Origin of the sequence: Geobacillus sp. FJAT-46040 (assembly GCF_002335725.1) — a bacterium.
GTDB classification, from domain to species: domain Bacteria; phylum Bacillota; class Bacilli; order Bacillales; family Anoxybacillaceae; genus Geobacillus; species Geobacillus thermoleovorans.
Map to the genome: position 1 here is coordinate 1,098,973 of NZ_NISS01000001.1, position 13,222 is coordinate 1,112,194.

The window sequence follows — 13,222 nt, forward strand, 5'->3', positions numbered from 1 at the left end:
GGAAGCCCCCACTTCAAATTTTCGCTAGAAAATTAAGTGGGGGTAGTTCACCCATAAGACTTGCACTTGCGTGTGTAGCGGGTCACCCCCATCCCCTCTTGAATCAAAGGGACGTGTCTTTTTGCATCATCGCGCGTTGGAACGATTGAAAAACGGAAAAGGAAATGAATGTAAGCGCAATTCCTGCCGCATATGGCAAACTGGGCTTTAAGGTGAACAACCAGCCGGCGATCGCCGGACCGCCGATGCGGCCGAGCGAATCGAACGAGGATAAAACGCCTGTCGCACTTCCTTGGCCATCCGCTGTATGCTTCGTTAACAAGGCGGAGACGCACGGGCGGATGACGCCGTTGCCAATGCCGAAAATCGTTAAATAGAGCGCGGCTGTCCAAAAGCTGTGAACGAATAAAATGAGAAAAAAGCCAACTGCTGACAAGAACAGCCCGAAACGAATGACAGCGCCTTCCCCGAATGAGCGGATCAGTTTTCCAAGCAACCCTCCTTGGACGATGGCCCCTGCAAGCCCCATGATCATAAAGATGTAGCCAAGTTCCGTCGACGAAAGCCCCGCTCGTTCAGCGGCAAAATAGGCGAACGTCGCTTCAAGTCCAGCGAGGGAAAACGTTGTGATCAGCTGCAGTAAGTATAGGCGCGCTACAGGCCCTTGGAGGGCGGCCGCAAGCGATGGCCGCTTTGTTCGTATATTCATTCGTTTTTCTCTCGGAAGCGACTCATGCAAGAAAACGAAAACGAATAGAGCGGTCAAGAGCGCCAAGCTGCCTGCAATCCAAAACGGAGCGGTCAAGCTCGTTTTTGAAAATATGCCGCCGATCCCCGGTCCGAAAATAAATCCAAGCCCGACAGCCGCTCCGATCATCCCCATTCCTTTGCCCCGGTCTTCTTCGGTTGTCACATCTGCGACATATGCCATAGCGGCCGGCATCGTGGCCGCCGATAGACATCCGCCGATGATGCGAGCGGCAAACAACATCCAAAGTTTTGTCGCGACGGCGAGCAAGAAAAACGAAAGGGCCAAACCGAAAATGCCGACAAGCAGCATCGGCTTTCGTCCATAGCGGTCCGATAAATTCCCCCACATCGGCGCAAATAAAAATTGCATGAGCGAATAAACGGCCATCAACCAGCCGAGTTGTGTCGGGGAAGCGCCGATTTTTTCTGCGTAAAACGGAAGGACGGGAATGATGATGCCAAACCCGGCCATGACCAAAAACATCACGAGAAACAAAAGCGATAAATCGCGACGATTGCTCATGATCATCATCTCCACGATATGGTTTGCCTCTTTCATCATAATGGAAAGACAGACATTTTTCAAAGCGGATCATGCCTCGCTTGGCCATTCCGACAAGGCTGGGATCACTCCCGAATGTCATCCACAAACCATTTCCCTTCATCCCCATTGACAATGGAAGCGGTTTTCGCGAGACTGAAGGTAAACGGCAAACGGTTCGGCAAACCATGAAGTGGACTTTGGACCGGCATCTGCCAAGGGTACGAAACGACAAACACGCATGGGAGAGAATGGTGCATGATGACCAAAAACGAAATCCAAAAGTGGGTAAAGGAATTCCCGCTGCTTGAAACGATCATGGCGGCCGAAGAGGTATTTTGGCGCAATCCAAAATATCACGCGTTTGCGCAAGCCATTCGAACGATTCCTTTACGCGAGCGCGATGTCAAGGAGGCCGAAGAGCGATTGCGCCGCTTTGCCCCCTACATCGCGAAGGCATTTCCCGAGACGCGAACGGCCCACGGTATCATCGAATCCCCTTTAGTGCGAATTCCGAACATGACACAGCGTTTGGAAAAGATGTTTCAGACCAACATTGAGGGGGAGCTGTTGCTAAAATGCGACAGCCATCTTCCCATCTCCGGGTCGATCAAGGCGAGAGGGGGAATCTACGAGGTTCTGAAACATGCCGAAGACCTCGCGCTCGCCAACGGGATGATCACCATAGGAGACGACTATGCGGTCATGGACAGCGAGAAATTCAGGCAATTCTTTTCCCGCTATTCTCTGGTCGTCGGTTCGACAGGGAACTTGGGCTTGAGCATCGGCATCATCGGGGCAAAGCTTGGATTCCGCGTCACCGTTCATATGTCAGCCGATGCGAAACAATGGAAAAAAGACTTGTTGCGAAGTAAAGGGGTCACCGTCATCGAACATCTCACCGATTACAACAAAGTGGTGGAAGAGGCGCGAAGACAGTCCGCCGAGGATCCAACGTCGTATTTTATCGATGATGAAAACTCGATCCATCTGTTTTTAGGCTATGCGGTGGCGGCGTTTCGGCTGAAAAAGCAATTAGAGGACATGAACATCACGGTTGATGAAAAACACCCGCTCTTTGTGTATCTTCCTTGCGGCGTCGGCGGCGGTCCGGGCGGGGTGACGTTTGGGCTGAAGCTCGTGTACGGCGATCATGTGCATTGCTTTTTCGCTGAGCCGACGCATTCGCCTTGCATGCTGCTTGGGTTGATGACAGGAGAGCACGACCGCGTGTCGGTGCAAGATTTTGGCCTCGACAATAAGACCGAAGCGGACGGGCTGGCGGTGGGTCGGCCGTCGCGGCTGGTGGGGAACATGCTTGAGAACGTCATCAGCGGCGTCTATACGGTGGACGATTCGACGCTTTACCGCTTGCTCGCGGCGATGGTGGAAACGGAGGAAATCTATTTAGAGCCGTCCGCCTTGGCGGGGGTGGCGGGGCCTGTTCGGCTGTTTCGTGATTTGGCGGGGCAAACGTACGTAGAGGCAAACGGTTTGAAAGAAAAGATGAAAAACGCCGTTCATATTGGCTGGGCGACGGGTGGAAGCATGGTGCCAAAGGATGTGATGGAGGTCTATTATCGGGAAGGCGTGCGGATTGAAACGATGACAGGGAACGGTTTTTCTGAAGGACGATAAGATCATTCCATGGAGTTTTGAAACGAATGCATGAAATGTTGAAGGGGTTCGATGAAAACCGAAAAAGAAAAGATGGTAGCGGGACACTTGTACAACCCCGCCGACCCGGAGCTCGTCAAGGAGCGGGCGCGGCGGCTCGTTCGTTTGTATAATGAAACCGCCAACGCGGTCGTCGGCGGGAACCCGGCGAAAGTGATCAAATGGATTAACTAGCCAAAGGAAGTGCGCCCCGCATCAAAGCATGTGCGGGGCGTTTGGTTGCATCATCCTTCTTCGTTACGCCCACTGCACCGCCACCGCCCGAACAGGCGAACCGTCGCAGCCAGGCAAGGAAAGGGGGAGGGCAATAATATACGGATCATCAAAATCGATTCGCTCGAAGTTCACGAAATTTTCCCCGATCACCCCGTTGGCGCCAAGAATAAGTTCGTGGGCGCGGAACGACGAGCCGTCCGGCGGGTCGATGTTGAGCGCGTCGATGAAAAACGTCCGCACGCCTCGCTCCAGCATCGCTTCAATCACCTCCGGCGCAACGTACGGATGGGAAAAATACCGCTTTGTTCCGGCGTATTGCGACCAGCCGGTGTCAACTACCCCCACTTAGCTAACGCTTGAAGTGGGGGCTTGCAACTCCCCAGAAGTACAAGCGGACTTCGTCCTCCTTCCTTGACTTGGGGTTGCATCAGGGCAGGTTGACAACTACCCAACGACGCAGGTCATGCCTGCATCGTTACCGATTCTCTCGGTGTGTCTGTTGGCAGTACTTGGCTTCCACACACAACAGACGGATCTACGCTCGATGTTTTACGGTTACAACGTTTCCTGTAACCAACTCCATACATCGAGTAGCAGTTATTGGAGTGCCTTTATTAAACGGTTTTCTCCACGCCTTTATTATATCATACACAAAAGAAAAGGGGAACGCGCATTCCTCTCCCACTTACTCCCTTTGGTCGTTGAAGTGGGAGTCTCCTGCGCGAAATAGGATGAAACAACACAATGGTTCCCGGCGACAGCTTCGGGATATACGGAGCGGCATCGGCCATCGTCACCGCTTCGCCTTCCGCTTTTCCGGTGGCATTGATCACGACGCCGCGGCCAAGAAAATAGGTGAGCGGCACGTCATCGAGCCGCCAACCGTGTTCGCAAAAGTGAAACGGCGCATCCACATGCGTGCCGCTGTGCGACCCAAGCACAAGGCGGCTGACGTGATAGCCGTCTTGGGCGAACGTCGCCGCCGGTTCGATTTTCGGCTTCGGATCCCCCGGGTACACCGGAGTTTGGGCTGTGATCGGCATGGTGAGGTCGATGATTTTTTTGATGATCATTTCCCGGTATCCTTTCAAGAAAATATTGGCTGCATCCATCATATAACGAAAACATATGGGAAAGAAAGATAGACTCCCATGACCAAAAATTTTGTCACCATCGGAGGAATGAAAATATCCCTATGTTGAACGCTGCCACTTTACGCATTTTGGAGTTCGGGTATTTTCAGGATAGAGAATTGGTTGATGTCGGGCGGAAGAAAAAATAATTGCCCTGTGTTGCAACATTGGGAGCTCATCCGGTGAACAGTAGAACCGGTATGGTGAACCTATTCACTGTTTTTGTCGACCAATGGCCTACTTAGTTGTGCTGTCTACAAGCCATTGTTCTTGACCAGGTGTAGCCTCTTCTTGTTTGAACATTGTCACAAGCGAGGAAATACATCACCATCAGCAAGCATTTTGCGGTAAAGTGAGCCTTACAGACTTTAGAATGAGACTGCCGTTTGCGCTTGCCATGATGGCACAAAAAATGCTTAAAAATGTAACAGCAGGCTCAATCATCATCTATTGAAATAAGAGGAAAAAGAAGGATTTTTGGGCATGATGGCGAATGAAACAAATAAGCAGGGCGTGTGGGATATATAACAAAGGGGGATGCGTTGGCTAAAGCTGCATGCCCAAAATAAGGAAAGGGTGAAATAGATGGAAACAGCGGTGCAGAAACAGAAGCTATACATCAACGGCGAATGGCGGGAAGCCAAGTCGTACACGGAGCTGAAATCGCCATACTCACGCGAGACGATTGCCGAAATCCCTGTGGCCACCGAACAAGAAGTCGACGAAGCGATCGCGGCGGCGTACGCCGCGCGGCAAACGATGGCGGCTATGCCGGCGCATGAACGAGCCGCCATTTTAGAGCGGGTCGTCGAGCAGCTGAAAGCGCGGCAGGAAGAAGCGGCGAGGTTGATCGCACTGGAAGCAGCCAAACCGATCACCACGGCGAAAGGGGAAGTCGCCCGCACGATTCAAACGTACAAATTCGCCGCCGAAGAAGCGAAGCGCATTCATGGGGAAACGCTGCCGCTTGACGCCGCGCCGGGCGGGGAACATCGCATCGCCTTGACGGTCCGCGAGCCGATCGGCGTCATCGGGGCGATTACGCCGTTTAACTTCCCGATGAACTTGGTGGCTCATAAACTCGGCCCGGCCATCGCCTCGGGCAACACCGTTGTGTTGAAGCCAGCCAGCCAAACGCCGCTGTCCGCCTACTTTATCGCCGAATTGTTCGAGAAAGCCGGCCTGCCGAAAGGGGCGCTCAACGTCGTCACGGGAAGCGGCCGCACGGTCGGCGACAAAATCGTCACCGACCCGCGCATCAGCATGATCACCTTCACCGGCAGCCCGGAAGTCGGCATCGCGATCCGCAATAAGGCGGGCTTAAAGCGGGTGACGCTCGAGCTCGGCTCGAACTCGGCCGTGATCGTCGATGAACAGGTCGATCTTGACCGCATCATCCCGCGCTGCGTGTTCGGTGCGTTCACGTTCCAAGGGCAGGTGTGCATTTCACTCCAGCGCATTTACGTGCATGAGAATCGTTATGACGAGTTCGTCGAAAAATTTGTCGCCGCCGCGAAACAGTTGAAAACAGGCGACCCGTTGGATCCAACCACCGATGTATCCGCCTTGATTACGCCAAACGATGTCGACCGGGCGCTCTCTTGGATCGAAGAGGCGAAACAAGGCGGCGCAAACGTCGTCCTCGGCGGCGAGCGCGACGGCAATATCTTGCTTCCGACGGTCATTGTGGACGCCGAACCGACGATGAAAGTGTCTTGCCAAGAAGTGTTCGCCCCGATCGTCTTGATCAACCGCGTCCGTTCGATCGATGAAGCCATTGAACTGGTCAATGACTCGCGCTACGGCTTGCAGGCGGGCATCTACACCGACAACGTCCATACCGCGTGGAAAGCGGCGAAACAACTGCACGTTGGCGGCGTGTTGATTAACGACATCCCAACGTTCCGCGTCGACCATATGCCGTACGGCGGCGTGAAAGAAAGCGGGTTTGGCCGTGAAGGCATTCGTTATGCGATTGAAGAAATGACGGAGTTGAAATTGATTATTTTTAACCAGAATTAAGCGGGATGAGAAGAGATTGGAGTAAAGTTTGTTCCTAAAATTCTAGAAGAATAGTTGCGCAGCCTTGGAGAGAGTGGCACTCCAAGGCTGTATGTTTAAGCGTGCTTTTCCAAAATATATCCCCAACGGTTCGAGGCGAGAACAGACAGGTGGTATTTATGCTCGAGCTGTTTGCTGAACCATGCTTTTTTCACGAGAAGCAAGCTTCGGCTTGTATGCAAGAACGTTTTCAGCCCTCCGTGCCGAGGTTTGAGGTCATTCGCAAGCTCTGCTGTCAAGACCGCATTTTGCGGCCAGCGACCCTTCTCGTGCAACGGATGGTACATAAACAGTTCGTATCCATGAACAGGCATTTGGGCGGTCTGCTGAAGCAATGCCAGTTCGAAATTTGGCTTGGGATGATGGATATAATGTTGAATATTCGTTTCGTAAAACGATGCGACGAACAACAGTCCAGTCAGCAACACTCCCCGCGCTCCCCACGTTCCTTTTCTCCATAATTGACTTGCGCAAATGCCAATCAACATGCAAAGCGGCGGATAGACAGGGAGGATGTACCATCTGATTTTCGTCTTCGCTATGGTAAACATGAGAAGCGGGACGCAAATCCAAAGCAAAATCCCGATCACATCTTCTTTCAATCGATGGTCTGTTCCTTCAAACGCTAAAAGACGAACGCCTTGCATGTAACTGATGACCATGATTCCGACCAAGAGCGCCAGCCACCAAAAGAAAAAATGAACAAGAATGATGCCGTAATAGGCTTCATCACCGATATGACCTTCAATGGGCCGAGTGGAGCGCAGCAACAAGTCATATCCGATCATTTGTTTAAAAAAACGGAATCCATCATAGTGATAGCGGGCAAAAGCCCAAGCGAGCACAGGAACAACGAAGGTGAGCGCTGCCCTCCACCATGCGCGCCAGCGGCCTGACTCCCACTGCCTAGTGATGAGAAAATATAAGACCATGATCAACAGAATGTTCCCCGCATGCCAACTTTTCGTTAAAAAAGCGAGTGAACAGGCAAGGCCCGCTGCATACAACCATCGCGTCTGCCGTCTGGCGGCCAGCAAAGAAAGGATGGATAACGTAAAGAAGAAGACAAAGAGCGAATCCGCATCTCCTGTGCGAGCGCAATGGTTGAGCAGATATTGAGTGCTAGTAGATAAGGCAAGCAATGAGACGATCGCGGCCATGCTTCCAAACCGTTTTTTCACAAATAGCGCAATGGCAACGGCCGTGAGCATAGCGCAAATGCCAGACATCAGCCGCAAACCAAGCGCGTTCATCCCAACGAGTTTATAGCCAATCATGATCGCCCAGTAGCTGACAGGAGGCTTTAAATTCCAGTAATCAGGATGCCCAAGGTATGTGTTGACGATCAAGTTTCCATGTCTCAGCATTTCGTATGCATTGACGCCATGACGCGCTTCGTCCCAGCTTGAAATCGGGAATGTTCCTAGATGATAAAAGACGTTGTAGACCATCATCGAGAAGATAAACGCGCCGCTAGATAAAACGAGATGTTTCGTACACTTGGATTTCTCATGCGATCCACTCCTTTATCGGCACGCTGTGCTTCGAAAAAAAAGCAACACCGACATAGAAGCTATTACAAGCAGATGAAGATGTCAAGCATGGATGTGTTAGAGAACATGATATTTTTGCCGCCAACAAGGAAAAAACCATCTTCATGGCGAATGAAAAGAAATGAATCATCATTCAGAGGAGGAAAGCCATGGAAACGGTTGTACTGACATTTGACCAAAACAAAGCGATATTGGAACTGAACCGTCCGCAGGCGTTAAATGCCATGGATGTGAAAATGCTTCAGGAGCTCGTCGACGCGCTGCGGAAAATCAAGGAAAGTGACGCTTCCGTTGTCGTCATCCGCGGCAAAGGGAGAGGATTTTCTGCGGGTGGCGACATTAAGACAATGCTGGCGGTTGATGACCCGAGCCAATTTCAAACCGTGATGAAAACGATTCAGGAGATGATCATGCTCTTGTATACGATGCCGAAAATCACCGTTTCGCTCATCCATGGCCCAGCGGCCGGCCTTGGGTTCAGCTTTGCCTTGGCGAGCGATTACCTCATCGCCACGAAAGAAGCGCGCTTGGCGATGAATTTCATCGGCATCGGCCTCATCCCAGACGGCGGCGGGCATTTCTTCTTGGCCCAGCGGGTCGGCACGGCGAAAGCCAAACAGATCATTTGGGAAGGAAAACCGATGAGCGCGGACGAAGCGCAGCAGCTCGGGCTGATTGACTTCATCGTCGAAGATGAACAACAGGCGGAACAAGCAATCGCTTCCTTGCAAGAAAAACCGCTTCAAGCCATGATCGCCACGAAAATGTTGTACGTCGAACAAACAAAAGAAGATTTGCTTCGCGTGCTCGAACTCGAAACCGACGCCCAACAGCGCATGCGGCAAACCGAAGACCACCGCGAAGGCGTCCGCGCCTTTTTAGAAAAGCGGAAGCCGGTGTTTCGGGGGAGGTAGGGAAGAGATTTTCTGATGCCTATGGTGAACTGATGACATAGAATCAGGTAGGGTATGATCGCTTATCGGAATGGTGTTTAGCAGAATAATCATCCGTTTCATCCAGCCTCTCTCATCAGGGTGTCCTATTCATTCCCTGAAGGGGAGAGTTTTTTTGCGTAAACGATCCAAATGGGTGTCAAATTTATTTGAACTACTAGTTTGAATCATGGTACATTGTAGTATATTACATGTATTGATTCGTACAACTCCATAGAATGAATCGAAATTTGTAAGTATATATCGAAAGACATGATAAAGACAGGGGATGGATAATGAGAATAAGGGCTTTAATTGTAGCGTATGCAGGATTGCTAGCGGTGTTTATCGCGTATGTTTATCATTATCAACATGATGTGTCTCGTATTCAGTCTGTTAATGAGGACACGTCACCGTTCTATGGCAAACCCGACGAAAAATACGTCATGGTCACCTTCCAATCAGGCATGGATTATTGGAAACGCTGTCTCAAAGGATTTGAAGACGCAGCGGAGGCGTTGAACGTTTCCGTAGAATATCGAGGGGCGACTCAATATGACGTCAATGAGCAAGTGACAGTGCTCGAACAAGTGATCGCGAGAAAACCAGCTGGGATTGCGGTTTCTGCCATTAATCCGACTGCGCTGACGAAGACAATCAATAAAGCAGTCGAGGAAGGGATTCCAGTTGTATTATTTGACTCGAACGCTTCGGGAAGCAAGGCGTTTTCATTTCTAGGGACGAATAATTATAGCGCTGGAGTGACGGCGGCTCACGAAATGGCTAAACTGCTGAAGAATGAGGGGAAAGTCGCGATCATTACTTCCCCTCATCAACTCAATCATCAAGAGAGGACGAGAGGATTTGTTGAGACGATCTATCAAAAATATCCGCGAATGCAAGTGGTGGCCGTAAAGAATGGAAAAGGGGACGCTATGGCCTCAAAACAGGCGGCAATGGAGATTTTAAAGGATTATCCGGATGTGCAAGGGATCTTTGCAACAGAAGCGAACGGGGGAGTTGGCATGGCAGAAGCAGTCAAAGAGCTAAATAAGAAAGAGATTAAGCTCATTAGTTTCGATACAGAAAAACAAACGTTAGATTTAGTGAAGGGGGGCGTTATTGCTGCGACGTTGGCGCAAGGAACGTGGAATATGGGATATTGGTCGCTCCAATTTTTATTTCATCTTCATCATCATCTCACATCTCCATCCCGGTCAGGAGATTCACCGTTGCCAACGTATGTTGATACAGGAATTACGGTCGTTACGCGGGAAAATGTGGATCATTTTTATGCCAAATGACTACATAGAGAAATGAGTGATTGAGGTTGCGAATGATGAAGCGTTGGCGGGTTAGCCATTGGCCGATACGATACAAGTTTGTTTCGTTGTTACTCATCTCTATGATTGTGCCTGCACTCTGTTTAGGAAGCTTGGTAGGGTGGACGGTTGATCGAATTATCGAACGACAAGTAAATGAAAATACATTGCAATTGATTAGCCAAGTCAATCAGACATTAGAGTTTTATGCCAATAATATGCAAAACGCAACGTATCTCATTGCCTTTAATCCACAAATGAAAGCGTTTTTGGATCGTAGAGCGCCTCGCAATGATTATGAAATGCGTCAATTTTTGCAAGGAATCACTACGTTGTATCCCGAGATTGCGGGGATTTTAGTTGTTAACGAATATGGCGACTATATAAGTAATGAAATGTACAGCCGTTCTTCCGCGCCATTGACAAAGGAATGGTGGTATCGTGAGGCTGTGAAAAATAAAGGGATTTTTAAAATGCTCGGTCATCCTATCGGACGAAATGTTATTTCTCATGCCCATTATACAAGTGCAGAAGTCGTATCTGCAGTTCGAGCCATTATGGATCCCGAGACACAAAAAGTGAAAGGGGTTGTACTGGTTGATTTAAAGTTGAGAGTGATTGCGGAAGCTACTAAAAATATCCGTCTTGGAAAATGGGGATATTTATTGGTGATGGATGAGCAGGGGAAAAGCATCTATACTCCGAGCCGTTCTACAGTGACAGCTGTCCCATTGCGCTGGATCAAAGGAAATAGCGGTGCATTTTCCAAGAACATCAATGGACAACATGTTCAGTTTATTTACCAGCGCTCTCCATTTACGAATTGGACAACAATCGGGGTGTTCCCCAGCGATGAATCGGCATTAGAAGTGAAAGAGATCCATTTTTATATTGTCAGTTTTATTTTTTTCGTCTGTTTTATTGCAATTGGTGCTTCCTATTACCTGTCGTTTTCATTATCTCGTCCGATCAGCCAGTTGACGGCATTTATGAAAAAAGCGCAAGCAGGCGATTTAACGGTTCGTTATCATGGTGAGCGTACGGATGAAATTGGGATGTTGGGTCGAAGTTTCAACCACATGTTGGATCAAATGCAGCGTTTTATTTCTTTGGCCGAATGGCAGGAGCGGCAGCGATGGGAGGCAGAGTTGCGGGGGTTGCAAGCACAAATTAAACCGCACTTCCTTTACAATACATTAGATACCATTCAATGGATGGCACGCAAAAAAGGGGCTGATGATGTTGCTGAATTGGTCGGCACACTGGCAAAGCTGTTCCGCATCGGATTAAGCAAGGGGAAGGATATGATTCTTTTGGCTGAGGAAGTAGAGCATATTAAAAGTTATTTACGTATCCAGGAAGTTCGCTATAAAGATAAGTTAGACTATACATTTGACATTCCGGAATATCTGCAACAATTTTATGTGTTAAAGTTGCTATTGCAGCCGATTGTAGAGAATGCGATTTATCACGGTATCAAACAGAGAAGAGGACAAGGGCATATTTGGATTCAAGCGCGAGAACATGAAGGAGCGATGTATATTTGTGTAAAAGACGATGGCGTCGGAATGTCACGGGAGCGGCTACAAGAGTTGCAGAAAAGTTTAGCCATTGACTTTACATCGGGAGACCAAGAAGGAAAGATGAAAAAGGTGAAAGGGTACGGAATGATGAACGTACAAGCTCGCTTACAATTAACATTTGGCCCGTCCTACCGGTTGCATATCGATAGTGAGGAAGGAAAAGGAACAACCGTGACGATTGTGCATCCAATCATCACCCATCTTCCTTAGGAGGGATGGATTCATGTGGAAGGTGCTGATTGCAGATGACGAAGCGATCATTCGTGAAGGGATTCGGGAGTCGATCGATTGGAATGAATTTAACATGGAAGTTGTTGCAGAAGCAGAAGATGGGGAAGAGGCGTTGGAATTAGCTTTACGGCATCGAGTGAATGTATTGTTTGTCGATTTAAGCATGCCGATCATGGACGGGCTTACGCTGATGAGACATGTGCGGGAGAAGTTGCCCAACTGCCATATGATTGTAATTACCGGTTATGATGAGTTTTCGTATGCACAGGAGGCGATTCGCCTTCAAGTGGATGATTACTTATTAAAGCCAACTGATCCGCAGCGATTGTACGAAGTAGTCGCAAAAGTGAAGGAGAAGCTCGAACAGGAGCAAAAGGAAAAACAATATAGGGAATTGTTAACGAACCAAGTACAAAAGCATATTCACGTGCTTCGCCAGCAATTCGGGATGGAATGGGTGGCAGGGCGACTGACGGAGGAGGATATCATGGGACAACTGTCATTGCTCGGACTTTCACGGTCTTGTCCTGCGCAAGTCGTGGTGATTCAATGGTTTTCATTTAAAAATCAACCCATTGTGAGCGATCGGGATCGGCAGTTGCTTTTATTTGCCATTGAAAAGGCCGTCTCTGAATTATTGGGGGATGGTGAAAAAATTGTTTTTCGTGATTCAAACGAGTTTATTGTTGTGATCAGCTGGAAACCGATTAGTGAAGAACAGTGTAGGCAGATGGAAACGGCACTGAAACAACATTTGCACATTAGAGCCAGTGTATATATAGAAACGGTGGAAGGAGGAATGGTCGGGGTGGCGACGGCATATGAAAAATGCAAAGAGCAAATGGTGGAAGAAAGCCGCCTTTCTCCGATTGTCCGTCGTGCTAGGCAGTATATACAGAAGCATTTTAGCCAATCGGATTTGACGCTTGGGTCCGTTGCTGAGTTTCTCAATGTCTCTCCGGTTTATTTAAGTCGAATGATCAAGCAAGAGCTCGGTATTTCGTTCATCCATTTGTTGACGAAAATCCGGATGGAGAAGGCGGCGGAATTGCTTTTGTCTACCGAACTGCCGATCCATGAAATTGCTGAACGTGTCGGTTATGATACGCAACATTATTTCAGCACTGCTTTTAAAAAGGCGATGGGAGTATCTCCAAATCAATACCGGAGAATGCACATAACAAACGATAGCTCCTAAGATAAGGAAGGAAACGAGTGTTAAT

8 protein-coding genes and 3 pseudogenes are annotated in these 13,222 nt (G+C 49.2%); 7 read left to right on the top strand and 4 right to left on the bottom strand.

Annotated elements, in window-relative coordinates; all coding sequences use genetic code 11:
* Window positions 1–103: 103 nt before the first annotated feature.
* Complete coding sequence (locus tag CD000_RS05870; RefSeq protein ID WP_096226244.1) at window positions 104–1,273, bottom strand: MFS transporter; 1,170 nt, start codon at window positions 1,271–1,273, stop codon at window positions 104–106.
* 276 nt (window positions 1,274–1,549) lie between these two features.
* Between CD000_RS05870 and CD000_RS05875 the strand changes: the two genes are divergently transcribed.
* Both CD000_RS05875 and CD000_RS05880 read left to right on the top strand, forming a co-directional pair.
* Complete coding sequence (locus CD000_RS05875) at window positions 1,550–2,929, top strand: D-serine ammonia-lyase (RefSeq protein WP_096225149.1); 1,380 nt, start codon at window positions 1,550–1,552, stop codon at window positions 2,927–2,929.
* A gap of 51 nt (window positions 2,930–2,980) precedes the next feature.
* Window positions 2,981–3,088: pseudogene (locus CD000_RS05880) on the top strand (maltose acetyltransferase domain-containing protein); the annotation flags it as partial.
* A gap of 117 nt (window positions 3,089–3,205) precedes the next feature.
* On the opposite strand, the pseudogene CD000_RS05885 reads toward CD000_RS05880, so the two are convergent.
* Window positions 3,206–3,514: pseudogene (locus CD000_RS05885) on the bottom strand (cyclase family protein); the annotation flags it as partial.
* Between the two features lie 401 nt (window positions 3,515–3,915).
* A pseudogene (locus tag CD000_RS05895) lies at window positions 3,916–4,257 on the bottom strand (cyclase family protein); the annotation flags it as partial.
* 645 nt (window positions 4,258–4,902) lie between these two features.
* Here CD000_RS05895 and CD000_RS05900 point away from each other — a divergent pair.
* Window positions 4,903–6,339, top strand: coding sequence for an aldehyde dehydrogenase family protein (locus CD000_RS05900; RefSeq protein ID WP_096225151.1), 1,437 nt, complete (start codon window positions 4,903–4,905; stop codon window positions 6,337–6,339).
* A 95-nt stretch (window positions 6,340–6,434) separates the two neighbouring features.
* Here CD000_RS05900 and CD000_RS05905 read toward each other — a convergent pair whose 3' ends face one another.
* Window positions 6,435–7,832, bottom strand: coding sequence for an ArnT family glycosyltransferase (locus CD000_RS05905; protein WP_096225153.1), 1,398 nt, complete (start codon window positions 7,830–7,832; stop codon window positions 6,435–6,437).
* Window positions 7,833–8,080: 248 nt separating this feature from the next.
* On the opposite strand from CD000_RS05905, the gene CD000_RS05910 reads away from it, so the two are divergent.
* From CD000_RS05910 to CD000_RS05925, 4 genes are all read left to right on the top strand, one after another.
* Window positions 8,081–8,845 (top strand): enoyl-CoA hydratase, encoded by a 765-nt coding sequence (locus CD000_RS05910; protein WP_096225156.1) that lies wholly within the window; start codon window positions 8,081–8,083, stop codon window positions 8,843–8,845.
* Between the two features lie 314 nt (window positions 8,846–9,159).
* On the top strand, window positions 9,160–10,167 hold the full coding sequence (locus CD000_RS05915) for a substrate-binding domain-containing protein (RefSeq protein ID WP_011231402.1): 1,008 nt from the start codon (window positions 9,160–9,162) through the stop codon (window positions 10,165–10,167).
* Window positions 10,168–10,202: 35 nt separating this feature from the next.
* Window positions 10,203–11,978: a cache domain-containing sensor histidine kinase gene (locus CD000_RS05920; protein ID WP_096225158.1), complete on the top strand. Its 1,776-nt coding sequence runs from the start codon at window positions 10,203–10,205 to the stop codon at window positions 11,976–11,978.
* 13 nt (window positions 11,979–11,991) lie between these two features.
* On the top strand, window positions 11,992–13,197 hold the full coding sequence (locus CD000_RS05925; RefSeq protein WP_096225160.1) for a response regulator transcription factor: 1,206 nt from the start codon (window positions 11,992–11,994) through the stop codon (window positions 13,195–13,197).
* The last annotated feature ends 25 nt before the right edge of the window (window positions 13,198–13,222 follow it).